23 protein-coding genes are annotated in these 23,868 nt (G+C 68.1%); 8 read left to right on the top strand and 15 right to left on the bottom strand.

Going from position 1 to position 23,868, the window contains the following annotated elements:
- Window positions 1-114: 114 nt before the first annotated feature.
- From BPODLACK_RS04680 to BPODLACK_RS04670, 3 genes are read left to right on the top strand one after another with little or no spacing between them, the layout of a single operon-like run.
- Window positions 115-1,122, top strand: coding sequence for a heme/hemin ABC transporter substrate-binding protein (locus tag BPODLACK_RS04680; protein WP_159404866.1), 1,008 nt, complete (start codon window positions 115-117; stop codon window positions 1,120-1,122).
- On the top strand, window positions 1,119-2,219 hold the full coding sequence (locus BPODLACK_RS04675) for a FecCD family ABC transporter permease (RefSeq protein WP_024498419.1): 1,101 nt from the start codon (window positions 1,119-1,121) through the stop codon (window positions 2,217-2,219). Before BPODLACK_RS04680 ends, BPODLACK_RS04675 begins: the two co-directional genes overlap by 4 nt.
- Entirely contained in the window at window positions 2,216-3,004 is a 789-nt protein-coding gene (locus BPODLACK_RS04670; RefSeq protein ID WP_024498418.1) for a heme ABC transporter ATP-binding protein, read from the top strand. Before BPODLACK_RS04675 ends, BPODLACK_RS04670 begins: the two co-directional genes overlap by 4 nt.
- Here BPODLACK_RS04670 and BPODLACK_RS04665 read toward each other — a convergent pair.
- The 6 genes from BPODLACK_RS04665 to puuE form a co-directional block, all read right to left on the bottom strand.
- Window positions 3,001-4,839, bottom strand: coding sequence for a penicillin-binding transpeptidase domain-containing protein (locus BPODLACK_RS04665; RefSeq protein WP_035760350.1), 1,839 nt, complete (start codon window positions 4,837-4,839; stop codon window positions 3,001-3,003). The genes BPODLACK_RS04670 and BPODLACK_RS04665 overlap by 4 nt on opposite strands.
- 81 nt (window positions 4,840-4,920) lie before the next feature.
- Window positions 4,921-5,757 (bottom strand): GNAT family N-acetyltransferase, encoded by an 837-nt coding sequence (locus BPODLACK_RS04660; RefSeq protein WP_024498416.1) that lies wholly within the window; start codon window positions 5,755-5,757, stop codon window positions 4,921-4,923.
- A 63-nt stretch (window positions 5,758-5,820) separates the two neighbouring features.
- A complete protein-coding gene (ispG, locus tag BPODLACK_RS04655) occupies window positions 5,821-7,008 on the bottom strand; it encodes a flavodoxin-dependent (E)-4-hydroxy-3-methylbut-2-enyl-diphosphate synthase (protein WP_006436376.1) in 1,188 nt (395 codons plus the stop codon).
- A gap of 64 nt (window positions 7,009-7,072) precedes the next feature.
- A complete protein-coding gene (locus BPODLACK_RS04650; RefSeq protein ID WP_024498415.1) occupies window positions 7,073-8,299 on the bottom strand; it encodes a M50 family metallopeptidase in 1,227 nt (408 codons plus the stop codon).
- A gap of 17 nt (window positions 8,300-8,316) precedes the next feature.
- Entirely contained in the window at window positions 8,317-9,489 is a 1,173-nt protein-coding gene (gene dxr / locus BPODLACK_RS04645) for a 1-deoxy-D-xylulose-5-phosphate reductoisomerase (protein ID WP_035760349.1), read from the bottom strand.
- Window positions 9,490-9,501: 12 nt separating this feature from the next.
- Complete coding sequence (gene puuE, locus BPODLACK_RS04640) at window positions 9,502-10,515, bottom strand: allantoinase PuuE (protein ID WP_024498414.1); 1,014 nt, start codon at window positions 10,513-10,515, stop codon at window positions 9,502-9,504.
- Window positions 10,516-10,629: 114 nt separating this feature from the next.
- On the opposite strand from puuE, the gene BPODLACK_RS04635 reads away from it, so the two are divergent.
- Window positions 10,630-10,911 carry a DUF2631 domain-containing protein gene (locus BPODLACK_RS04635; protein WP_006436372.1) on the top strand — a complete coding sequence of 94 codons (282 nt, stop codon included), beginning with the start codon at window positions 10,630-10,632 and terminating at the stop codon, window positions 10,909-10,911.
- 82 nt (window positions 10,912-10,993) lie between these two features.
- Here BPODLACK_RS04635 and rlmN read toward each other — a convergent pair whose 3' ends face one another.
- Complete coding sequence (gene rlmN / locus BPODLACK_RS04630) at window positions 10,994-12,100, bottom strand: 23S rRNA (adenine(2503)-C(2))-methyltransferase RlmN (protein ID WP_024498413.1); 1,107 nt, start codon at window positions 12,098-12,100, stop codon at window positions 10,994-10,996.
- A gap of 30 nt (window positions 12,101-12,130) precedes the next feature.
- On the opposite strand from rlmN, the gene BPODLACK_RS04625 reads away from it, so the two are divergent.
- Complete coding sequence (locus tag BPODLACK_RS04625) at window positions 12,131-12,559, top strand: LapA family protein (RefSeq protein WP_024498412.1); 429 nt, start codon at window positions 12,131-12,133, stop codon at window positions 12,557-12,559.
- Between the two features lie 10 nt (window positions 12,560-12,569).
- On the opposite strand, the gene BPODLACK_RS04620 is transcribed toward BPODLACK_RS04625, so the two are convergent.
- From BPODLACK_RS04620 to BPODLACK_RS04605, 4 genes are all read right to left on the bottom strand, one after another.
- Window positions 12,570-13,454, bottom strand: coding sequence for a phosphatidate cytidylyltransferase (locus BPODLACK_RS04620; RefSeq protein WP_024498411.1), 885 nt, complete (start codon window positions 13,452-13,454; stop codon window positions 12,570-12,572).
- On the bottom strand, window positions 13,451-14,008 hold the full coding sequence (gene frr / locus BPODLACK_RS04615) for a ribosome recycling factor (protein ID WP_006438141.1): 558 nt from the start codon (window positions 14,006-14,008) through the stop codon (window positions 13,451-13,453). Before frr ends, BPODLACK_RS04620 begins: the two co-directional genes overlap by 4 nt.
- A 66-nt stretch (window positions 14,009-14,074) precedes the next feature.
- Window positions 14,075-14,845 carry a UMP kinase gene (gene pyrH, locus BPODLACK_RS04610; protein ID WP_006438142.1) on the bottom strand — a complete coding sequence of 257 codons (771 nt, stop codon included), beginning with the start codon at window positions 14,843-14,845 and terminating at the stop codon, window positions 14,075-14,077.
- Between the two features lie 73 nt (window positions 14,846-14,918).
- Window positions 14,919-15,944: an alpha/beta hydrolase gene (locus tag BPODLACK_RS04605; protein ID WP_159404819.1), complete on the bottom strand. Its 1,026-nt coding sequence runs from the start codon at window positions 15,942-15,944 to the stop codon at window positions 14,919-14,921.
- Between the two features lie 305 nt (window positions 15,945-16,249).
- Between BPODLACK_RS04605 and BPODLACK_RS04600 the strand changes: the two genes are divergently transcribed.
- Window positions 16,250-17,671: a condensation domain-containing protein gene (locus tag BPODLACK_RS04600; protein ID WP_159404818.1), complete on the top strand. Its 1,422-nt coding sequence runs from the start codon at window positions 16,250-16,252 to the stop codon at window positions 17,669-17,671.
- Window positions 17,668-19,395 carry an MFS transporter gene (locus tag BPODLACK_RS04595; RefSeq protein WP_268895947.1) on the top strand — a complete coding sequence of 576 codons (1,728 nt, stop codon included), beginning with the start codon at window positions 17,668-17,670 and terminating at the stop codon, window positions 19,393-19,395. Before BPODLACK_RS04600 ends, BPODLACK_RS04595 begins: the two co-directional genes overlap by 4 nt.
- Here BPODLACK_RS04595 and tsf read toward each other — a convergent pair.
- On the bottom strand, window positions 19,367-20,191 hold the full coding sequence (gene tsf, locus BPODLACK_RS04590) for a translation elongation factor Ts (RefSeq protein ID WP_159404817.1): 825 nt from the start codon (window positions 20,189-20,191) through the stop codon (window positions 19,367-19,369). The two genes, BPODLACK_RS04595 and tsf, sit on opposite strands and share 29 nt — an antisense overlap.
- 54 nt (window positions 20,192-20,245) lie before the next feature.
- Window positions 20,246-21,064, bottom strand: a complete 819-nt coding sequence (rpsB, locus tag BPODLACK_RS04585; RefSeq protein WP_006438158.1) for a 30S ribosomal protein S2 — start codon at window positions 21,062-21,064, stop codon at window positions 20,246-20,248.
- A gap of 264 nt (window positions 21,065-21,328) precedes the next feature.
- Between rpsB and BPODLACK_RS04580 the strand changes: the two genes are divergently transcribed.
- The gene (locus BPODLACK_RS04580) at window positions 21,329-21,856 is read left to right on the top strand and encodes a M23 family metallopeptidase (protein WP_159404816.1); all 528 of its coding nucleotides are present in this window, start codon (window positions 21,329-21,331) and stop codon (window positions 21,854-21,856) included.
- On the opposite strand, the gene BPODLACK_RS04575 is transcribed toward BPODLACK_RS04580, so the two are convergent.
- On the bottom strand, window positions 21,857-22,741 hold the full coding sequence (locus tag BPODLACK_RS04575; protein ID WP_159404815.1) for a tyrosine recombinase XerC: 885 nt from the start codon (window positions 22,739-22,741) through the stop codon (window positions 21,857-21,859).
- A gap of 81 nt (window positions 22,742-22,822) precedes the next feature.
- Window positions 22,823-23,689, bottom strand: a complete 867-nt coding sequence (locus BPODLACK_RS04570; RefSeq protein ID WP_159404814.1) for a siderophore-interacting protein — start codon at window positions 23,687-23,689, stop codon at window positions 22,823-22,825.
- Between the last annotated feature and the right edge of the window lie 179 nt (window positions 23,690-23,868).

The following is a 23,868-nucleotide window of genomic DNA, read 5'->3' as shown; positions in this document are numbered from 1 at the left end:
GACCGGCGCGCGGACGACCCGGACGCGACAACTAAGCTCGCCCTAAGACATCCGCGCCGTTGAGCGTCGGAACCCGAATCGAAGGTGGTGGCGGTGGGCGCGTCGATCAGATCGGTGCGGGCCTGGCTGGTGGTGGTCCTCACCGCGTTCACCGTCTCGGCGTGCTTCGTCACCCCGATCGAACAGGACCGGCACTCTCCCGGAGCCCACCTGCGCAACGGCCCACAGACGGCTGTCCTCGACGACACCGACGTGACACCCGTCGAGGACGACCCGATCTCGGCGCTGCCGGTCACCGTCGACTCGGTGCGCTACGGACCGGTCACCGTCACCGACACCAGCCGGATCATCGCCGCCGACATCAGCGGAACCCTCGGCAGCATCGTCTTCGCGCTCGGTCTGGGCTCCCACGTCGTCGGCCGCGACACCTCGACGGCGTTCCCGTCCGCGGTCGGTCTCCCCGTGGTGACCAACCGCGGCCACAGCCTCAACGCCGAATCCGTTCTGGCGCTTGCGCCGACGCTCCTGCTGGTCAGCGAATCGACGGTCCCGGCGACCGCGGTGGATCAGATCCGCGACTCCGGTGTCACCGTGGTGGTCTTCCCCGCCATCCGCGACCTCGCGTCCAACGACACGTTGATGCGGTCGGTCGCCAAGGCGCTCGGTGTCCCCGCGGCCGGTGAGAAGCTCGTCGAACGCACCGATACACAGATCGAGGCGGCCCGCGATCTCGTCCCCGACCCCTCCGGCGACCCGACGATGGCCTTTCTCTACATCCGCGGCCGCAATCTCCTGCTCCTCGCGGGACCCGGTTCGGGCGCCGATGATCTGATCGCCGAACTACGTGGCCGGGATGCCGGCGAGGCCGCGCAGCTCACCGGCGCCTTCACCGCCATCACCGCGGAGGCGATGATCACCGCCGACCCGGACGTCCTGATCGTCATGACACAGGGCGCGGACACGGTAGGCGGTCCGGACGGAGTGCTCACCCTTCCCGGAGTCGCCGACACCGAGGCCGGTCGCAACCGCCGCGTCGTGCAGATCGACGAGAGCAAGATCCTCGCCTTCGGCCCCGACGTCGGCCTGGTGCTCGCGGCCCTGGCGAAGGCGATCTACACGTGAGCGTCCAGACCGCCGACCCCACGACCGCGCCGCCCATCGGCCGCTCGCACCGGGTCCGCAACCTCACCGTGGTGGTCGTGATGCTGATCGCCACCGCGACGCTGGCGATCGTCTCCGCCGGAATCGGTCAGGTGGAGATCCCGCCGCTGGAGGTCCTCGGCAGCATCGCCCACCACTTCCATCTCGAGATCGGGCCGCTGCCCTCGCACCCCAACGGTGAGGGAGCACTGTGGAACGTGCGGTTCCCGCGGATCGTACTCGGACTCTTCGTCGGTGCCGCCCTCGGCGCTGCGGGCTGTCTGTTGCAGGGCGTACTGGCCAATCCCCTCGCCGAACCCAGCATCATCGGGGTGTCCTCCGGGTCGGCCGTCGGCGCCTGCCTGGTCATCGTCCTGGCCGGCGGCACGGCGGGAGTCGGTGGGGCCGGGGGGAATTGGGCGCTGGCCGGGGCCGCCTTCCTCTTCGGTCTCGTCACGGCCGCCGCGGTCTACCTCCTCTCGCTGCGCGATGGATCGTCGTCGGCGATCATGCTGGTGCTCACCGGCATCGCGGTGAACGCCTTCGCCGCGGGCGTCATCGCCTTCCTGACCTTCGTCGCCTCCACCGCCGCCCGCGAGCAGATCATCTTCTGGCAGCTGGGATCGCTGGCCGGCCGCACCTGGAGCGAGATCTGGGTGGTGGCACCCCTGGTCATCGGAGGTGTTGCCGCCTGCGCACTGCTCGTCCACAAACTCGACCTCCTCGCCCTCGGCGAGATCCAGGCGGCGTCCCTGGGCGTCAACGTGGAATCCGTTCGACGCCAGGCCATCGTGCTGACCGCGGTCCTCACCGCCGCGGCCGTCGCCTTCGCCGGCATCATCGCCTTCGTCGGCCTGGTCGTCCCACACGTGATGCGGCTGATCGTCGGACCCAAACACTCCATCCTGCTGCCCACCAGCGTGATCGGCGGCGCACTCGTCATCACCGGCGCCGATCTCGCGGCCCGCACGATGCTCGGCGACGCCGATCTCCCCCTCGGCATGTTCACCTCGCTGATCGGCGGGCCCGTCTTCTTCATCCTGCTGCGCCGCAGTCGTCACGCGGGAGCCGGCTGGTGACCGCCGCACGTGCCGTCGGTACGCCGGGGATCGCGGCCGAGGACATCCGCGTCGAGCTCGGCGGGCGAGAGGTCGTGCGCGGCGTCTCCCTCGAGGTCCATCCCGGCGAGCTCGTCGCGCTGGTCGGGCCCAACGGGTGCGGCAAGTCGACGCTGCTGTCGGTGTTGTCAGGTACGCGCCGCCCGCACAGTGGCCGCGTGACGATCGACGGCCGGAACGTCGCCACCACCTCGTTGCGAGAGCTCGCGCGTCATCGCACTGTGGTCACCCAACAGAACCGGGTGGACACCCCGTTCACCGTCGCCGAGGTCGTCGCCATGGGGCGCTACCCCTGGCTGCGGACCCCGAAGGCCGCCGACTCCCCCGCGGTCATCGCCGACGCCGTCGACCTGTGCGAACTCGCCGACATCGTCGACCGGCCCTTCGCCCAGCTGTCCGGCGGGCAACAGGCGCGGGTGTCGCTGGCGCGGGCACTGGCCCAGGACACGCCGGTCATGATGCTCGACGAGCCGACCGCCGCACTCGACATCCACCATCAGGAACAGGTCCTCGAGATCCTGCGCGTTCATCGCGACGCCGGAAACGCCGTGCTGCTCGTGGTGCACGACCTGACCCTCGCCGCCGCCTACGCCGACCGGGTGGCAGTCATGAAGCACGGGGAGCTGCTGGCTGTCGGCCCCACCGACGAGGTGATGACCGCCGAGCTGTTGAGCCGTACCTACGACCATCCGGTCGAGGTCATCGACCACGGCGGCCGCCGGGTGATCCTGCCCGAACGCCGTTAGGGCGTGCGCACCGCGTAGCCCGGCCCCAGCCCGTCGAAGAAGTCACGGGTGACGGCGACGGCGTTGTTCGAGTCGCCACCACGGACCACGAGGGTCGCGAAGGCGATGTCGCCGCGGTACCCCGCGAACCAGGCGTGCGATCCGCCGTCGAACTCGGCTTCACCGGTTTTCCCGAAGACCGCTCCGCGACCGTCGATCACCGACGCGGTACCGCTGGTGATCACCGCCCGCATCATCGGCCGCAGTTGCTGATAGACCTCGGGCGGCATCGTCGGGGTCGGGCCCTCGATCTCGGTCGGTTTGTCCAGGATCAGTTGCGGCACCGGGGTCTTGACCCCGTTGGCGACGGTCGCCGCGACGAGCGCCAACCCCAGCGGCGACACCAGGTCCTTGCCCTGACCGAAGCCGGCCTCGCTGCGGGCGACGAGTTCGTTCTCGATGGGCACCGACCCGGACACGGCGTCGAGTCCGGCGATCGTGTATTTCTGACCGATTCCCATCGCGGCGGCGGCGTGCGCCAGGTCCGACGGGCCCATCCGACTCGCCAGCTTGGCGAACGTGGTGTTGCACGACGCGGCGAACGCCTGCAGCATCGACACCGAACCGAGCGCGAAGCCGTTGTAGTTCGGGATCAGGCGCGGGCCGATCTGGATCTCCCCCGGGCAGCCCACGACGGTGTCGGGAGTCGCCAGCTTGTGGTTGATCGCCGCGGCGGCGGTGACCATTTTGAACGTCGATCCGGGCGGGTACAGGCCGGTCGTCGCGATCGGGCCCTGGGTGTCCGCGGCGGGGTTCTGCGCGACGGCGAGGATGCGGCCCGTGGACGGCTGCACGACGACCATCGCGACCTGGAATCTGTTGGAGGCGTTGACCGCTCGCTGCGCCGCGTTCTGCACGGTCCGCGACAGGCTGAGCGACACCGCGGGCGACGGGTCGGGGTCGTGGTCGGCGAGCACGGCGGCGTCGAGTCCGTTGGGGTTCACCGAGACCACGCGCCAGCCGGCACGGCCGGAGACCTCGCCGTCGACGACCTTCTTGACCTCGGTCAGCAGCGCCGGCGCGAACTTGGGGTCCTTGGGAACCAGCTCGGCCTGTTCGTTGGTGACGACACCGGGGATCGCGAGCTGGTCGCGGAGCCGGTCGAACTGGGCGTGCGACAGGCGGGCCAGCGGATACTGCCGGCGACTCGAGGTGACCTGTTCGGTGATCAGCTGTTCGTCGAGATCCGGGTTGAACCGGCGCAGCACGCCCACCGCGCTCGTGACCGAGGTCGCCACCGAAGCACCCTGCTCGGTGGCCTTCCCGGCATCGAAGTTCACGCCGACGACGGTGCCGTTGACCATGACCTCCGAACCGTCGGCCTCGTTGACCGTCGCCCGCGGCGCCTCGATGATCTGCAGCGAGAGGCGTTGATCGGCGCCGAGTTTCGGGTGGATCGCGGTCGACGCCCAACGCACCGCCCAGCCGGCGTCGGATCGGCCCATGCGCAGGGTCGCGTCGTAGGACCAGTCCCGTCCGCGCGGGAGCGTCCACGTGTAGCCGACCTGCACCTCGGCCGTGTCACCGGTGACGCGTACCCGACCGGCCTTCGCCTCGAGTTCTTCGGCGGCCAGTCCCGACCACGCCGACTCCATCGCCGACCGCGAGGTCTGTGGCACGTCGGTGAGGGCGGCGGCCGAGTCGAGTTCCTGTTGCGAGTACGCCTCGAGGAATCGTTCAGCGGCCCGGCGCGGACCGTCGTCCTCCGACGAGGAACAGGCGGCGGTGGCGGCGATCACGACAGCACAGACCGCGACGATCACCGCCGGGGTCCATCGAGTTCTCGTGCGCCACATCGCGGTCGAGTCTATGGCTGCGACGCACCGATCCCCGGTAGCCACGCGGGAGGTCTCGCTGTGACCTGAGACGGGATCGGATCAGTCGACGAGGACGGTGGCGAACGTGCCGACCTCGGTGAACCCGATGCGGTCGTACACCGCTCGAGCCGTCTCGTTGAAGCTGTTGACGTACAGGCTGGGGAGTCGCCCGTGGGCGGCAACCGCCTCGGCGACCGCGGCGGTGCCGCCCAGGCCGAGACCCTCGCCGCGTCGTTCCGGCGACACCCACACGCCCTGGATCTGGCCGACCCGCCGGGACAGCGACCCGATCTCCGCCTTGAACACGACGTCGGGGCCGTCGAAACGCGCGAAGACCCGTTGTGCCGAGATGAGCGAGGACAGTCGTCTGCGGTACGAGCGCCCGCCGTCGCCGGCGGTGGGATCGACGCCGACCTCGCCGATGAACATGTCGATCGCGGCCGGCATGTAGGCGTCGAGGTCATCGAGGGTTACCAGCCGGACGGCCGGATCCGACGGGACCGCCGGGCATCCGGACAGAACCAGCAGCGGCTGGACCGGCCGCACCTCGCGCGCCGGCCCCCACACGGGTTCGATCTGCTGCCACATCGGCAGCACGAGGTCGGCCCGGCCGACGATCGACGAGCAGGCACGAGGTGCGGCGACCGCGCGGTCGGAGAAGTGGTCGAGGTCGTCCGGGGACCCGATCAGCGGGATCAGGTTGGCGCCGGAGAAGCACAGCGATGTCGACGGGTCCTGTGCGGTCCAGAGCTCCCCGCCGAGCAGCCGCGGGTTGATGCCGTGCGTCTCGAACCTCGCGGCGACCATGCACATCGCGACCGGATCGGACATGAGCACGCGTTCGACGGCAGCCGCATCACGCGCGCCGAGCGGTTTGTCGCCCAGTAGCTTCAGCACCACCGCTCCTCACTTCCCTGACAGGGGACTCGCGCAGCGCCTGTTCGGTCCGAGAAGTAGGGCCTAGGAGACGGTGACCACAGGTGGGCCGACGTGCGTGCCGTCTCCAGTTTCCCCTGTTTCCTCGGCGATCCGCAGCGCTTCTTCGATCAAGGTCTCCACGATCTGCGCCTCCGGGACGGTCTTGATGACCTCGCCCTTGACGAAGATCTGTCCCTTGCCGTTTCCGGAGGCGACGCCCAGGTCTGCCTCGCGGGCCTCACCCGGCCCGTTCACCACGCAGCCCATGACCGCGACGCGCAGCGGGACCTCCATGCCCTCGAGACCGGCGGTCACCTCATCGGCCAGCTTGTAGACGTCGACCTGGGCGCGGCCGCACGACGGACAGGACACGATCTCGAGCTTGCGGGGACGCAGGTTGAGCGACTGCAGGATCTGATCGCCGACCTTGATCTCCTCGGCCGGCGGCGCCGACAGCGACACCCGGATGGTGTCGCCGATGCCCTCACTCAGCAACGCGCCGAAGGCAACTGCGGACTTGATGGTGCCCTGGAACGCCGGACCGGCCTCGGTGACGCCGAGGTGCAGCGGGTAGTCGCACTGGGCGGCCAGCTGGCGGTAGGCCTCGACCATGATCACCGGGTCGTTGTGCTTGACCGAGATCTTGATGTCGCCGAAGCCGTGCTCCTCGAACAGGCTCGCCTCCCACAGCGCCGACTCGACGAGCGCCTCGGGCGTCGCCTTGCCGTATTTCTGCAGGATGCGCTTGTCGAGGGAACCCGCGTTGACGCCGATGCGGATCGGGATGCCGGCCTCGCCCGCGGCCTTCGCGACCTCTTTCACGCGGCCGTCGAATTCCTTGATGTTGCCCGGGTTCACGCGCACCGCCGCGCAGCCGGCGTCGATCGCGGCGAAGATGTACTTCGGCTGGAAGTGGATGTCGGCGATGACCGGGATCTTGGACTTCTTGGCGATGATCGGCAGCGCCTCGGCGTCCTCGGGTCGCGGGCACGCCACGCGCACGATGTCGCAGCCGGACGCGGTCAGCTCGGCGATCTGCTGCAGGGTCGCGTTGATGTCGTGCGTCTTCGTGGTCGTCATCGACTGCACCGAGATCGGGTGGTCGCTGCCGACGCCGACGGAGCCGACGAACAGTTGCCGGGTCTTGCGGCGCGGAGCCAGCACCGGCGGGGGTCCGGCCGGCATGCCGAGTCCGATCGGCACGGCGTTGGCAGGAGTCGGGGCGTTCATCTGATTCACCTCTGTGATTCGGGTGTGGGCTGTCGGGTCTCTGCTGGGGATTCGTTGTGGGAGGTCACCACGGATTGATCGGGTTGATGATGTCGGCGGTGAGCGTGAGCACCATGAAACCGGCCATCACCACCACCGCGGCGTAGGTGATCGGGAGCAGTTTGTAGTAGTCGACGGCGGCGCCGGGGGCCCGTCCGAACCAGCGACGAACGGTGTCGCGGCCCTTCTCGTAGCCGACGATCGCCATGTGTCCGCCGTCGAGCGGGAGCAGCGGGACCAGATTGAACAGGCCGAGGAAGAAGTTGATGCTGATCAGCAGCATCCAGAACATGTCCCACAGGCCCCGTTCGACCGCCTGGCCGCCGAGCACCGAGGCGCCGTAGACGCTGACCGGGGTGTCGAGGGCGCGTTCGCCACCGGTCACCGCGGTCCAGAGTGCGCCGATCTTGGTGGGCAGCGACAGGAGCGCGTTCCAGGTCTCCTTGATCAGGTCGCCGGTGAAGACGAAGGCGCCCGGGATGACGTCGAAGCCGCTGAAGTCCTTGATCGCCGGTGGGGCGTCGTAGGCGATGCCGACCATGTTGTAGTTGACGGTCTCGGTCGTGCCATCGGACCGGGTCGCGGTCACCGTGACCGGTTCGGGGGTCATGGTCAGCTCGAGTCGTTCGCCGCCGCGGTCGACGGTCAGCACGACCGGGCCCTTCGATTCCCGGATGACCGGGGTCAGGTCGGAGGCCTGGCCGACGGGCTGTCCGTTGACGGCCACGATCTCGTCCCCGGGCCGCAGGCCCGCCGCTGCCGCGGGACCGCCGCCGGTGCACGGCGAGTTGGTCTGCTCACCGCTGGAGATGGTGATCGTCGACGACACGCACTGGGTCTCGGCGACCTTGGCCGGGGTCGGCGGCGGGCTGAGATCGGGCAGTCCGAAACTCAGGCCGACGATGATGATCAGGACGAAACCGAGGATGAAGTTCTGCGCGGGACCGGCGAACAGGACGACGAGGCGTTTCCAGGCCTTCTGCTTGTACATCGCCCGGTCTTGCTCGTCGGCGGCGAGCTCCTCGTGCGGGGTCATGCCCGCGATGTCACAGAAGCCGCCGAGTGGGATCGCCTTGAGTCCGTATTCGGTCTCGCCGCGGCGAGTGGACCAGATCGTGGGTCCGAAGCCGACGAAGTAGCGACGCACCTTCATGCCGGTGGCCTGTGCGGCCCACATGTGACCGCACTCATGCCAGGCCACCGACAGCAACAGCGCCACCGCGAAGAGCGTGACACCGATCGCGAAACTCACGTACTCACTCCATCCAGCTACACAGCGGCCGCGACCAGCTGAGCTGCGCGTTCCCGGGCCCACCGATCGGCGGCGAAGACCTCCTCCACAGTACCTGGCGCGACACGCCACTGGTCTGCCTCGCCGAGCACCTCACCGATGATCCCGACGATGCGCGGGAATCGGATCGCACCTGCGAAGAAGCCCTCGGCGGCGGCCTCGTTGGCCGCGTTGTACACCGCTGTCAGACTCCCCCCGCCCCGTCCGGCCGTCCGGGCGAGCTCGATCGCCGGGAACACCTTGTCGTCGACGGGTTCGAACGTCCACGCGGAGGCGGTGGAGAAATCGCAGGCGGTCGACGCCCCGGGTACGCGATCCGGCCAGCCCAGCGCCAGCGCGATGGGCAGTTTCATCGAGGGCGGGGAGACCTTGGCGACGGTCGCACCGTCGACGAAGGTCACCATCGAGTGCACGATCGACTGCGGATGGACGGTCACGTCGATGTGGTCGTAGTCGACGCCGAAGAGGAGATGCGCTTCGACGACCTCCAGGGCCTTGTTGACCAGCGTCGCCGAGTTGAGAGTGATCATCGGACCCATGGACCAGGTCGGATGGCGGCCGGCCTGCTCGGGGGTGACCTCCTCGAGCTGTTCTGCGCTCCATCCGCGGAACGGTCCGCCCGACGCGGTGAGGACCAGTCGGTCCACCTCGGCGGCGGTTCCGGCACGCAGGCACTGGGCGATCGCCGAGTGTTCCGAGTCCACCGGCACGATCTGTCCGGGCGCCGCCGCGTCGAGGACCAGCGACCCGCCGGCGACGAGCGACTCCTTGTTCGCGAGCGCGAGGCGCGCGCCCGTCCGGAGCACGGCGAGCGAGGGTGCCAGGCCGATCGATCCGACGACGGCGTTCAACACGACGTCGACGCCGGTCTCCGCGGTGACGGCGTCGACGAGGTCGCACATGGCGTCTGGCCCGCCGAGCACGGGCGCCCCGAGACGCTCCGACAGTTCGGAGGCGCGGGCGGCGTCGGCCACGGCCAACCCCGCGGCGGGGACGCCGAAGGCAGCGGCCTGTTCGGCCAGTCGGTCGAGATTTCCGCCGCCCGCACCGAGGCCGACGACCTCGAAGCGATCGGGATGTTCCGCGATCACCTCGAGCGCCTGGACGCCGATGGAACCGGTGGAGCCGAGGATCAACACACGTGTGGGCACGTATCCATTGTGTCAGCCGGTCGGGTGCACCTTCCGCCAGTGCTCCGCTGGATGGACCTGCCGCCAGTGGTCGGCGATGTCGATGCGTCGGGTGATCCAGACGTCGTCGTGGGACTGGATGTGATCGAGGAACCGTTCCAGTGCGGCCAGTCGTGCCGGCCGGCCGACGAGCCGGCAGTGCAGTCCGACCGACAGCATCTTCGGCGCCCCCTCGACGCCCTCCCGGTAGAGCACGTCGAAGGCATCGCGCAGATGCGCGAAGAACTGCTCACCCGACGGGAATCCGCCGGGTGAGGCGAACCGCATGTCGTTGGTGTCGAGTGTGTAGGGCACGACGAGGTGATCGACGAGTTCGTCGCCGCGCGGGACCTTCACCCAGTAGGGCAGGTCGTCGGCGTAACTGTCGGAGTCGTAGGTGAATCCGCCCTGCTCGACGACGAGCCGCCGGGTGTTCGGCGAATCCCGGCCGGTGTACCAGCCGCGGGGTCGTTCGCCGGTGATCTCGGTCAGCAGTTCGATGCCGGCCCGCATGTGCTCGCGCTCGACCTCGGGGTCGATGAGCTGGTAGTTGAGCCATCGGTATCCGTGACAGGCGATCTCGTCGCCGCGCTCGACGAAGGCGGCCGCCACCTCGGGGTTGCGGGCCATCGCCTGGGACACCGCGAAGATCGTCAGCGGCAGCCCGCGGCGCGAGAACGTCCGCAGGACGCGCCACACCCCGGCCCGCGACCCGTACTCGTACATGCTCTCCATGCTCATGTGCCGGTTCGGGAACGCCTGAGCACCGACCATCTCCGACAGGAACGTCTCACTGCCGCGGTCGTTCTCGAGGACGTTGTTCTCGCCACCCTCCTCGTAGTTGAGCACGAACTGGACGGCGATCTTCGCGCCGTCGGGCCACTGCGGGTCCGGTGGCGTGGAACCGTATCCGACCATGTCGCGGGGATAGTTCTCGGTGCGGAAGTCGGCGAGGGAACGGCCCGCGCTCGGGCCCGCGCGGAAGTCGGACGAAGCCATGAGCCGCATTCTGTCATCGAATCACCGACCGGGCTCGGTCTCCGAGATCACTGTGCCGCTATGCTGATCGGGAACTACTACCGTTCGTCAGACATCTGACGACCCGCGCTGTGAGGAGTGGCTGTGGCAAGCACCGATGTGGAGCACACTGGCGGACACGCCGAGGTCATCGACACCGGCTGGCGCCGTGAGCCCGCCGATGCACCGTCGGCCCGCTTCGGCTGGTTCGGATCGGCGACGAAGACCTTCTACGGTGCCGCCCTCTTCTTCGCGGCCTTCCTGCTGTTCATGCTCATCGGTAACCACACCGGTCATGTCGAGGACATCTGGCTCATCGCGTTTGCGGCCGGCGTCCTGTTCTTCGTCGTACGCGGCTGGTGGATGAACCGCGGCAAGTGGTCCTGAACCACCACTGACCAAGACCCCGAGAAACGCCGAGCGGCCTGGCCGCTCGGCGTTTTTCGTGTCTTGGTTGCGTCTCGCCCGCTCAGCGCTCTTCGGCGGCGAGCTGCCCGCACGCCGCGGCGATTTCCTGACCGCGGGTGTCGCGCACGGTGCAGGACACGCCCTGCTCGCGGACGCGGCGCACGAACTCACGTTCCACCGGCTTGGGGCTGGCATCCCACTCCGAGCCGGGTGTCGGGTTGAGCGGGATGAGGTTCACGTGCACGAGGGACCCGAGCGCCTTGTGCAGCTTCTGCCCGAGGAGATCGGCACGCCAGGGCTGATCGTTGACGTCGCGGATCAGGGCGTACTCGATGGAGACGCGGCGTCCGGTGGTGTCGGCGTAGTAGCGCGCGGCCTCCAGCACCTCGGCCACCGACCAGCGGTTGTTCACCGGGACGAGCGTGTCGCGCAGCTCGTCGTCGGGCGTGTGCAGGGACACGGCCAGCGTGACCGCGAGCCCCTCGTCGGCGAGACGCCGGATGGACGGTGCGAGACCGACGGTCGAGACGGTCACCGACCGCGCCGAGATGCCGAGCCCGTCGGGTGCCGGCGAGGTGATCTGCCGGACCGCGCTGACCACGCGCTTGTAGTTGGCGAGCGGCTCTCCCATACCCATGAACACGACGTTCGAGAGGCGGCCCGGCTCGCCGAGCTCACCGTCACGAAGGGCGCGGGCGGCGGCCCGGACCTGATCGACGATCTCGGCCGTCGACAGGTTGCGGTCGAGACCGCCCTGGCCGGTCGCACAGAACGGGCAGGCCATGCCGCAGCCCGCCTGACTGGAGATGCACAGGGTGTTGCGCTCGGTGTATCGCATCAGCACGCTCTCCAGGAGAGTGCCGTCATGCAGTCGCCACAGCGTCTTGCGGGTGGAGTCGTCGTCGCACGAGATGTGCCGGACCGGCGTCAGGAGCTGCGGGAACAGCTTCTCGCGCACGGCGTCGCGGGACGCCGCGGGCAGATCGGTCATCTCCTCGACGTCGCCGTTGAGGCGGGCGTAGTACTGCCGGGCCAACTGGTTGGCCCGGAACTTCGGGAGACCCAATTCGGCCAGCGCCGCGACGCGGCCGGCGGCGTCGAGATCGGCGAAGTGTGTCGGCGGCAGCCCGCGTTTGGGCGCGTCGAACACCAGCGGTAATGCGGTCATCGGCCCATTGTCGCATGTCATGATGAACCCATGACCACACCCGATCGCCGGCGAAGCGGAAATCCGGTCCCGCAGTGGGGTTCGCAGGGAGAGCCCGGCTCCGCGTCCGCCTCTGATCCCGCGCCCGTGCCACCGACCCCGGCATCGGCGAGCGACGCCCCCGACGCCGTACTCGCCGAGCGCGACCGCCTGCGGCAGACCGTCGCCGATGTCGAGCACACCCGTACGCGCGCGGCCTGGTTCGGCGTGGTCATCGGGGCGATCATCCTGGTCCTGCTGCTGGTCTTCATCGTGCAGAACCTGGAGAGTCAGCGGATCGAACTGATCTTCTGGGAGGTCAACCTCCCGCTCGGCGTGAGCCTGCTGATCGCCGCGATCGCGGGTGCGCTGATCGTCGCCCTCGTGGGCGGCCTGCGCATGCTCCAGTTGCGCCGGGCATTGAAGAAGGCCGCCGGCTAGCGCCCGCGTTTCAGAGGAGAGCGGTCAGCACCGCCCACACCACGAACGCCGAGGGCAGCAGGCTGTCGAGGCGGTCCATGATGCCGCCGTGGCCGGGGAGCAGCGTCCCCATGTCCTTGATGCCGAGATCGCGCTTGACCTGTGACTCCACCAGGTCGCCGAGAGTCGCGCACACGACCAGGACGGGCCCCAGGATCAATCCGATCCACCAGTGGCTGCCGATCAGGAACGTGATGCAGCCGACCGCGCCGACCGTGCCGACGAGCAGCGAACCGACGAGGCCCTCCCACGACTTCTTGGGGCTGATCGCCGGCGCCATGGGGTGTTTGCCGAACAGGACACCGGCGGCATAGCCACCGACGTCGGAGCAGACGACGACCACCATGAGCGTCGCAACCCGGGCGGCACCGTCCTCCTGCGTCACCAGGTGGACGCCGAAGGATGCCAGGAGCGGCAGCCAGGCCAGCACGAACACGGTGAGTGCCAGGTCTACGAGGTAGTCCTCCGGTGCGTTCGAGATGCCCTGGGCGAGCAGCTTCCACACCATCGACACCAGGACGGTCGCGACGAAGGCGACCAGCACTCCGGTGGGCCCGTACGGCCAGCTGATCCAGATGATGACCTGACCGCCGATGAGCAGGGGCCAGAAGGCGACGTTGTACCCGGCGGTGTGCAGCCGCTTGGTGACCTCCCAGGTGGCGATCGCGAACGCGACGGCGACGAGGCCATACCAGAGCATCGGCGCGAACAGCAGGATCAGGATGATGCTGACCCCGAGCGTGCCTCCGACTGCGATCGCAGCCGGGAGGTCACGACCTGCCCGTGACTTCTTCTCGGGCCCGGACTTCTCCTCGGGCCCGGACTTCTTCTCGGGGTCGGATGCCTTCTCGCTCACACCTCGAGCAATTCGTCTTCTTTGTGCTTCACCAGCTCGTCGATCTGATGCACGTAGGTGGCCGTGGTCTTGTCCAGTTCCTTCTCGGCACGGGTGACCTCGTCCTCGCCGGCCTCGCCGTCCTTCTGGATGCGCTTGAGCTCGTCGGCGGCTTTGCGACGCACGTTACGGATGGCGACCTTCGCATCCTCACCCTTGCCCTTGGCCTGCTTGACCAGGTCGCGACGACGCTCCTCGGTGAGCTGCGGGATGGCGACGCGGATGATCGTGCCGTCGTTGGTCGGGTTCACGCCGAGGTCAGAGTTGCGGATCGCGGTCTCGATGTCACGCAGCGTCGACGCCTCGTACGGCTTGATGACGACCAGGCGCGGCTCTGGAGTGTTGATCGACGCGACCTGGGTCACCGGGGTCATCGCGCCGTAGTACTCGATGTTGATCTTGTTGAACATGGACGGATTCGCCCGTCCGGTGCGGATGGAGCCCATGTCCTCCTTGGCGACGTTGACCGCCTTCTCCATCTTCTCCTCGGCGTCGAGCAGCGCGTCGTCGATCATCTTCGTCCTTGTTCCGTTCGGTAGGGCCTGGCGAGGCGGTGTTCTCGTGCGGGGCGCGGGTGTTTGTCAGGTGCTGACCAGCGTGCCGATCCGGTCTCCGGCCACCGCCCTGGCGATGTTGCCCTGTTGGAGCAAATTGAACACCAAGATCGGCATCTTGTTGTCCATACACAGACTGAAGGCGGTCGCGTCGGCGACCTTGAGTTCCTTGTCGAGGACCTCGCGGTGGGTGATCTCGGTGAACATACGGGCGTTCGGGTCGGTACGCGGGTCCGCGTCGTAGACCCCGTCGACGGCCTTGGCCATGAGGACCACCTCGGCCTTGATCTCCAGCGCGCGCTGGGCGGCGGTGGTGTCGGTGGAGAAGTAGGGCATGCCCATGCCGGCGCCGAAGATGACCACGCGTCCCTTCTCGAGGTGACGCTGGGCGCGCAGCGGCAGGTACGGCTCGGCGACCTGACCCATGGTGATGGCGGTCTGCACGCGTGTGCTGATGCCGCGCTTCTCCAGGAAGTCCTGCAGAGCAAGGCAATTCATCACGGTCCCGAGCATGCCCATGTAGTCCGAACGGCTACGGTCGAGGCCACGCTGCTGCAGCTCGGCGCCGCGGAAGAAGTTGCCGCCGCCGATGACGACGGCCACCTGGACACCGGAGTTGACGACGTCGGCGATCTGATCGGCCACGGTCGCGACGACGTCCGGGTCCAGACCGACCTCTCCCCCGCCGAACATCTCACCGCCCAGCTTCAACAGGACTCGATGGAATCCGGAACGCCCGGACCCGGAACGCTCGGACTTGTCGAGATCGGATGGGGTGGGATCGGGCGCTTCGCTCATTCGCTTCCTCACTCGTCGGTTCGGAGAACTATGGTACGTCCTCACCGATTGCGACCCGCGACACGCGTAGGTGTCAGAGTGCGAGCGCCGCGCGGAACTGGGGCCAGGCGCGGTGCAGTTCGTCCTGCCAGTACGGCCACGAGTGGGTGCCGCCGGGGTAGAGGTGGAAGGTCGCCGGCACCCCGACCTCGCGCAGCCGGCGCTGGAGGTTGCGCGTGCACTCGGCCGTCGCGGTCTCGATCACCGCACCGACGGCGAGCTGATCGAACAGTTTGGAGCCGTTCCCGTCGATGCCCGGGCCGTCGATCGTGTCGTAGCGCCCCGGTGTGCCGGAACCGTTGGACACATAGATCGACTTGCCGCGAAACGACGCCGCGTGCACATACGGGTCGTTGGCCCGCCATGCCGGACTCGTCGGCGGTCCCCACATGTTGAGGGTGTTGCCGTGGCCGCGTCCCTCCACGACCATTCGCACGACCGCCTGGCCCATCGGGTCGCTGGTCTGGGCACACCCGCTGAACGAGCCGAGCGCCTCGTACAGTTCGGGGGCGTGCAGCGAGAGCTGGAACACCGAGGTGCCGGCCATCGAGATGCCCGCGATCGCGTTGCGGCCGTTCCCGTCGAGACGACGGTCGATCACCGCGGGCAGTTCCGAGGTGAGAAACGTGGCCCATTTTTGCACCCCGAGCGCGGGGTCCGGATGCTGCCAGTCGGTGAAGTAACTCGCGGCGCCACCCATGGGTACGACCACGTTGACGTTCTGATCGGCGAAGTACGTCCGGATGTCCGTGCGGTCGAACCAGCTGCTGCCGCCGTCACCGCCGGCGGCGCCGTTCAGCAGGTACAGCGTGGGAGCCGGCCGATCCCCTCGTGCGGGAAGAACTTTGACGGTCACCGTCTGACGCATCGCCGTCGACCGCACCGCCAGGTCGATCTCGCCCGCAGGCTGCACGTATTCGGCGACGATCGACGCCGGATTCGGCTCCGCGGCAGAACGACTCGGCAGACCGACCATCATCGCCAGCACCGACAGCGCGACGAGACCCACTGCACCGAACATGCGGCGACCGTCCACCCCGGTGAGACCTTGTCCGTTCATCCACTCCGCTTTCCCACAGCACCACAGCGACGCGATCCGCATCACAGGCGATGCGGAGGCAGTCTGCCGCACGAAAGCGACGGTGTCCACCACGAACCAACTGACATCAGATGTGGTCAATTGTCCAGGAAGCCCGACATTTTCACCAAAACGAGGCCCATCCGTCGGAACACCGTTACATCACCGACGAATGTCAGGTAGCGTCCGGGCGACCGTCGAAGCGCCTTGAGTCACCTGGATGACAAGCGTCTCGAGACCTGGTTCACCCGGTATCAAATCCCCTTCAGCAAAGAGGTGGTCACACGATGATTAAGTTCGGACTGATCGAGGAGTGGGACCCGCGCCCCGGTCATCTGACGAGTTGGGTGGCCTCACTCGCCTCGGTCACCGCCGCTGGACAGGCGCCAGTGCATCCCGTCCCCGCGTCGCATCAGCAGGAGGAATACCTGAAAGTTGCGTGGCGCAACGAATCCGCCGGTTTCCGGTTCGCCCGGTTGTGCCTCATGGCATTCGACGTCACGGCCCCGCTGGATGTGAAGGCGATGACCACGGCGGTCAACGAGTTCGTCCGGCGTCACGACAGTTTCCGTTCGTGGTTCTCGATGGAGGACGACGGTTCGGTGCTTCGTCATCTCGTGCCGACCGAGGACATCGAGATGGTGCCCGTCGACCACGGCGATCTCGACGCCGAGCGTCTCTGCACTCTCGTCCAGGAGGAGACGGCCGGTCCGTTCAACTGGGACTGCTTCACCTTCGGTGCGATCGAATGGGATGGCGGTTTCACGATCTACGCCGCCGTCGACCACCTCAACACCGACGGCATCTCCCAGACGTCCACCTGCCTGGAGCTCATGACGCTCTACCTGAACGCCGCGTTCGGCGCCGGGGCCGAACTCCCCTCCGTGGGAAGCTATATCGACTATTGTGCACGTGAACGCGCCATCTCCCGGCAGCTCACCCGGCGCTCGCCGCACGTCGAACGGTGGATCGAACTGGTCCGGGCCAACGAGGGCAGGTTGCCCAGCTTCCCGCTCCCCCTCGGCACCGGCGACGAAGGTTACACGCGGAGTGCGCTTCTCAACGCGACGGTGTTCGACGAGGCTGCCGCCCAGCGCTTCGAGGACGTCTGCCGCGAACTGGGTTCCAACGTGATCTCCGGGGTCATGGCCACCGCCGCCCTGGTCTACGCCGAATTCACCGGCAAGAACGAGTATTTCGGCATGACACCGAAGAGCACCAGGTCCGGCGCCGAGGAGATGAACTCGGTGGGCTGGTTCACCAGCCTCATCCCGGTACCTCTGACGGTCGACGACACGACGACGTTCCGCAGCCTCGCACCGCAGGCGGCACGCAGCTACGCCGCCGGAAAAGAGCTGACCGACATCTCCTTCCACCGGGTGCTGGAGCTGGCCGAACCCGCGGACGGACTCGATGTCGTGCCCGGCTGGTCGGTGCCGATGATCTCTTACATCGACGTTCGCAAGCTGCCGGGTGTGGAGATCTTCGAGGCCGGAAACGGTTGCCTGTTCGGCAACCGCGGTAGCAGCGAAGAGGTCTACATGTGGGTGAACCGCTTCCCCACCACGACCTCGATCACATTCCTGTACCCGAACACCGACATCGCGCGGGAATCGGTGCAGCGCTACGTCGAACGCTTCGTCGAGGTCATCAGCACGGTGGCCGAGCAGGGTGACTATCGAGCCTCGTTGCCCGCACTGACCTCGTGACCGCAGGCCCGGCGTGGCTGGCCCTTGCCGGGTGTCTGCTGGGCGTGTTCATGCAGATGCTGGACACGACGATCGTCAACATCGCGCTCCCCGACCTGACGGTCGACCTCGGGGCGTCGACCTCGCAGCAACTTCTCGTGCTGACGGTCTACACGTTGTCGTTCGCGTGCACGCTGCTCACCGCGGCCACCCTCGGCGGACGGTACGGGCGTCGGCGCTTGTTCCTGATCGCGATGATCGCCTTCACCGTCACCTCGATGTTGTGCGGCCTGGCAACGGATCCGGTGATGCTCATCGTGTTCCGCGGTGCGCAGGGCATCAGCGCGGCGCTGATGTCCGCACAGACGCTGGCCTTGATCGCCGCCCTGTTCACGAGGGAACGCCACGGGCTGGTCTTCGGGATCTACGGCGCCGTGGCGGGTCTCGCCGCGATCCTGGGTCCCGTCGTCGGCGGACTGCTCGTGCACGCCGACGTCGCCGGATGGGGTTGGCGCACCATCTTCTTCGTCAACCTGCCGCTCGGGATCGTTGCCTGCGTGCTGGCGTGGCGTCGACTTCCGGCCGCCCTCGACCCCGACCCCGACCGGCCCGACATCGTCGGGATGATGCTCTCGGCGACCGCGCTGCTCCTGCTGTTGTACCCACTGGCCGTGGGCCGGGAACAACAGTGGCCGGCACTCCTGTGGGTCATGCTCGGCGCCGCCGTGGTCCTGTCGGTCGCCTTCGTGTGGCAGCAGAAGCGGCTCGCGGCTCGGGGCGGAACACCGTTGCTGCGCATGGATCTCTTCTCCTCCCGCCGGTTCGCGGTCGGACTGGGCATGTCGCTGCTGTTCTTCAGCGTCTTCGCGGGCTTCTTCTTCACCGTGTCGATCACGGCGCAGTTCGGCCTCGGGTACTCAGCGCTGGAGACCGGACTGCTCGCTCTGCCGTTCGCCTGCGGGGCGGCCGTGGGATCGGTCGCCTCGCCGTGGGCCGTCGCCCGCGTGAGCGCGCCACGGGTTCTGCTCGGCGGTGTTCTCACCGTCGGGGTGGCTTTCGCCTGGATCGCGCTGGTCCTCGACCCGTCGTCGGAAACCCTTCCGGTGGTGGCGATCCTGGCTCCCCTGGTCCTCGGTGGTGTCGGTACGGGATCGTTCGTCGCACCCCTGCAGGCGGTCATCCTCTCCGACACCTCGGCGGAGACGGTCGGGTCGGCCAGCGGCACGATCCCGACGGTGCAACAGATCGGTGCATCGATCGGGCTGGCGCTCGTGACGATGTTCTTCTTCGGACAGGTGGCCGGGCAGACCGACACGAGCGTGCCCGCGGTGCACGCGGAACTCGCCGTCGCACTGGAGGATTCGCCGGTCGATCCGATGTTCCGGCCGACGGTGGCCGACCGGTTCACCTGGTGCGCGACACGACAGCTCACCTCGCCACATCCGGAACGACCTGCCACCGGATGTGCGGGCACCCCGGCGAACAGCACGGTCGCGGCGGTCGCCGCCGAGGCGCAGCCCTGGACCCAGAGTGCGGCACGCGCGGTCACCGCACGCACCTTCCTGGGTGCATTCCGCACGACGCTGTGGGTTCTGGCCGCACTCGCGATCGGTGTCGGCTGCCTGACGCTGGTGCTGCGGCGAAACGACAACCGCCCCGCCTCCACGATGGGAGACGGGGCGGTCGAGTCGTCGTCCGGGGAGACCCGGGAAACGATCAGGCCTGGCCGACCTCGAAGCGGGTGAAGCCCTGGACGGTCACGCCGGCCTCGTCGAGCAGGGCCTTGACGGTCTTCTTCGAGTCCTGGACGGACGGCTGGTCGAGCAGCACGACGTCCTTGTAGAAGCCGTTGACGCGACCCTCCACGATCTTGGGCAGAGCCTGCTCCGGCTTGCCCTCCTCCTTGGCGGTCTGCTCGGCGATGCGACGCTCGTTCTCGACGACGTCCGCGGGGACCTCGTCGCGGGTTGCGTAGCGCGCCTTGAGAGCTGCGACCTGCATGGCGGCGCCGCGAGCGGCCTCGTCGGCACCCTCGCCCTCACCGGAGTAGGACACCAGCACGCCGACGGCGGGCGGGAGATCCGAAGCACGCTTGTGCAGGTACACGGCGACCGGGCCGTCGTAGTAGACGACGCGACGGAGCTCGAGCTTCTCGCCGATCTTGGCGGAGAGAGCGGCGATGGCCTCGTCGACGGTGCCGCTGCCGAGAGCAGCCTTCTTCAGCTCCTCGACATCGTTGGTCTTGGCCTCGGCGGCCGCGGCCACGATGTCATCGGCGAGCTTCTGGAATTCGTCGTTCTTGGCGACGAAGTCGGTCTCGGAGTTGATCTCGATCATGGCGCCGCCCTTGGCGGCGACCAGGCCCTCGGCGGTGGAGCGCTCAGCGCGCTTGCCCACGTCCTTGGCACCCTTGATGCGCAGCTCCTCGACGGCCTTGTCGAAATCACCGTCGTTGTTGGCCAGCGCGTTCTTGCAGTCCAGCATTCCAGAACCGGTGAGTTCGCGAAGACGCTTCACATCGGCTGCGGTGTAGTTCGCCATCGTTGGCGAGCCTCCTTCGAAAGAGTGTGGTGGGACCGAATTGCTGCGGCGGTGTTACTGAGCAGCCGGGGCGTCGGTGGCTGCCTCGCCACCGGCGGGAGCTGCGGCCTGGGTCAGCAGCTCCTGCTCCCACTCGGCGAGCGGCTCGCTGCCGGCTTCCGGCTTGGCGTCGCCACCGGCGGCACCGGCGCGGGCCTGGAGACCCTCGGCGACGGCCGAGGCCACGACGCGGGTGAGCAGGGCGGCGCTGCGGATGGCGTCGTCGTTGCCCGGGATCGGGTAATCGACCAGGTCGGGGTCGCAGTTGGTGTCCAGGATCGCGATGACCGGGATGTTCAGCTTGCGCGCCTCACCGACGGCGATGTGCTCCTTGTTGGTGTCGACGACCCACACGGCCGAGGGAACCTTGGCCATGTCGCGGATACCGCCGAGCGTGCGCTCGAGCTTGTTCTTCTCGCGGGTCAGCATCAAGATTTCCTTCTTGGTGCGACCCTCGAAGCCACCGGTCTGCTCCATGGTCTCCAGCTCCTTCATGCGCTGGAGACGCTTGTGCACGGTGTTGAAGTTGGTGAGCATGCCACCGAGCCAACGCTGGTTCACGTACGGCATGCCGACGCGGGTTGCCTCAGCGGCGATCGACTCCTGAGCCTGCTTCTTGGTGCCGACGAACAGGATGGTGCCGCCGTGGGCGACGGTCTCCTTGACGAACTCGTAGGCCTTGTCGATGTAGGTCAGCGTCTGCTGCAGGTCGATGATGTAGATGCCGTTGCGGTCGGTGAAGATGAATCGCTTCATCTTGGGGTTCCAACGGCGGGTCTGGTGCCCGAAGTGTGCGCCGCTGTCAAGCAGCTGCTTCATGGTCACGACAGCCATGAGATTTCCTTTTGTCGCAGTTGTCTGTCGACACCGGGTTGGTGCCGACCCTGGCGCCTGCCGGCGAGTGCCACCCGAACCGGTCGATGACCAGGCCCGGGACTGCCCACTCGGCGTGTGTTTTCGCAGGCGCGCGAAGTCACCTCATCAACAACCGATGAGGTGCGGACGAAAGTTTACGCGCGTCGACCAGCGAAAACCAAAACGTTCCCGCCGCCGACCCGGGCCACGGATCCGGATCGGCGCCGCTTGCGTCCAAGAGGTGTGCCGACCGCTTGTTCCCGCCTTGTGCTCACCGCGTTGTTGTGGCTGGCCGTCCTGTGCCCGACCCCGCAGGCCGGTACCGCCGCACCGCGCCCCTATTCTGCCCCCCTGTCTCCGCGTCCGACGGTCGTGACCGGCTTCGATGCGCCGGAGAAGAGATGGCAACGGGGTCATCGGGGCGTCGATCTCGCGGCCGCACCCGGAGTGCCGGTCGCCGCGGCGGGAGCGGGTCGCGTGCGGTTCGCGGGCCGGGTCGCCGGACGCCCGGTCGTCTCGGTGCAGCATCCGGACGGGGTGATCACGACGTACGAACCGGTCGAGGCCGCCGTCGACGAGGGCGACCATGTGTCTCGCGGCGAGCTGATCGGCACGCTCGTCGCCGGGCATCCGGGCTGTCCGGTGCCGGCGTGCCTGCACTGGGGCGCTCGACGCGGCGTCGGACGCGATGCGGAGTACCTGAACCCGCTGGGCCTCCTCGGAGCGGTGCGGGTCCGGCTCAAACCGCTGAAGCCGGGGCCACCACCGTGATCAGGCGCGGGGGTGTGCCTGGCGGTGCACCGCCCGCAGGCGTTCGACGCTCACGTGGGTGTAGATCTGCGTCGTCGCCAGCGACGAGTGCCCGAGCAGTTCCTGCACGACGCGTAGGTCGGCTCCACCTTCGAGGAGGTGTGTCGCCGCGCTGTGCCGGAGGCCGTGTGGTCCCATCGCCGGGCCGCCGGCGGCCGCGACCGCTTGGGACACGACCGACCGCGCCATCCGCTGGTCGAGCCGGCCGCCGCGTGCCCCGAGGAGCAGCGCGGCTCCTGATGTGGCGGTGGCCAGCGCGGGACGCCCGCGTCGCAGCCAGTCGTCGATGGCCTTGGCCGCCGGTTCGCCGTAGGGCACGGCACGTTCTTTGTCACCCTTGCCGATCACCCGCAGGATGCGTCGCCCGGTGTCCACGTCGTCGACGTCGAGCCCGCACAGTTCTCCGACACGAATTCCACTGGCGTACAACAACTCCAGGATCAGGCGATCTCGGAGTGCGATCGGGTCCCCGGGGTCGCGGTCCTGAGCGGTCGCATCGATCGCGGCGTCGGCCTGTCCGGGTGCGAGCACCGCAGGCAGGGTGCGATGTGCTTTCGGAGCCTTGAGTCGCTGCGACGGATCGGTGGCCATGATGCCCTCGCGAACCGCCCAGGTGCAGAAGGTCTTCGCCGCGGAGACCTGCCGCGCGATCGTCGTGCGGGCGGCGCCGCGGCGTGTCAGTTCGGCCAGCCAGGCGCGCAGGAGGGCGAGGTCGATGTCCGCCGCGCCGACTCCGCGGGCGCCGGCGAACGACAGCAGCGCCCGTGCACCACCGACGTATGCGCGGATGGTGTGTTCACTGCGACCTTTCTCCAGGCGCAGGTGATCGGCGAAGTCGTCGAGCATGTCCGTCAGCACAGCGTGCGGCGGGGGCGGGTGCAACCCCACACGCGGTGCCGCGGCCGGATCGATGCCTACCGGCCGGCTCTACCGACCGACACCGGCGCCCTCTTCGGCGGCGCGCAGTTCGGCCTTCCATTTCCGGAAGCCCTCCTCCGTGCGGCCGCGGCGCCAGTACCCGGAGATCGAGGCGTTGCCCGCGCTCACCTTGCGCTCCTTGCGGATGTAGCTGCGCAGGTTGTGCATGACGGCCTGGGCCTCGCCGTGGATGAAGACGTGGGGTTCGCCGTCGAGCCACTGCGCCTCGCGGACCGCGGCGATGAGGGGTGCGTTGTCGCCGGCGACCGAGTCGTCGACCTCCCCGGCCGGTCCGCCGCGGTGCACCCAGACGATCTCCGCGCCCGGGGGCGCGGTGAGGTCGAGTTCGTCGTCCGGCCCGGCGACCTCGATGAACACCTTGGCGACCGCGTCGGCGGGCAGCGCCTCGAGTGCGGCGGCGACGGCGGGCAGTCCCGCCTCGTCGGCGGCGAGCAGGTGCCACGGAGCGTCGGACTTCGGCCGATACCCGCTGCCCGGTCCGATGAACCGGACGGTTTCGCCCGGCTCCACCGAGGCGGCCCATGGGCCGGCGATGCCCTCGGTGCCGTGGACGACGAAATCGACGAGGATCTCCCGGGCCTGGGGATCGACACGGCGAACGGTGTAGGTGCGCAGGACGGGTTGCTGTTCGGGGGGCAGCGTCGTCCGCAGTTCCTGGAGGTCGAAGGGCTCCGGGTAGGTCACCCCGCCCGGCGCGAAGACGAACTTCACGTACATGTCGGTGTCGGCGTCACCGGGTGCGCCGACCGCCTCCTGGAAGTCGTCGAACCCTTCTCCGCCCAGGTAGAGGCGGACGAAGTGCGGGCTGATCTGTTCCCGTCGGAGCACCGTCATCGTGTTCACGCGCTTGGCCATGGAACCTCCTTGTCGCGACCACCTTACGCTTCTTACTTAGGTCTACCTAAGCGATGGTTTCGGTTCATTCCGGCGAACTCGCGGTACGCGCTTGTAAGGTTTTCTCACGATCAAGCGATGTGATCCGAGAGTTTGCAGTTCTTGAGATCCGACGTCGCGAGACCCGACCAGAGGCGATT

The sequence above is a fragment of the Gordonia sp. YY1 genome (assembly GCF_009872315.1).
Taxonomy (GTDB): Bacteria; Actinomycetota; Actinomycetes; order Mycobacteriales; family Mycobacteriaceae; genus Gordonia; species Gordonia amicalis.
Note: the sequence above shows the minus strand (reverse complement) of the source record. Positions and strands in the feature narration are given on the sequence as shown.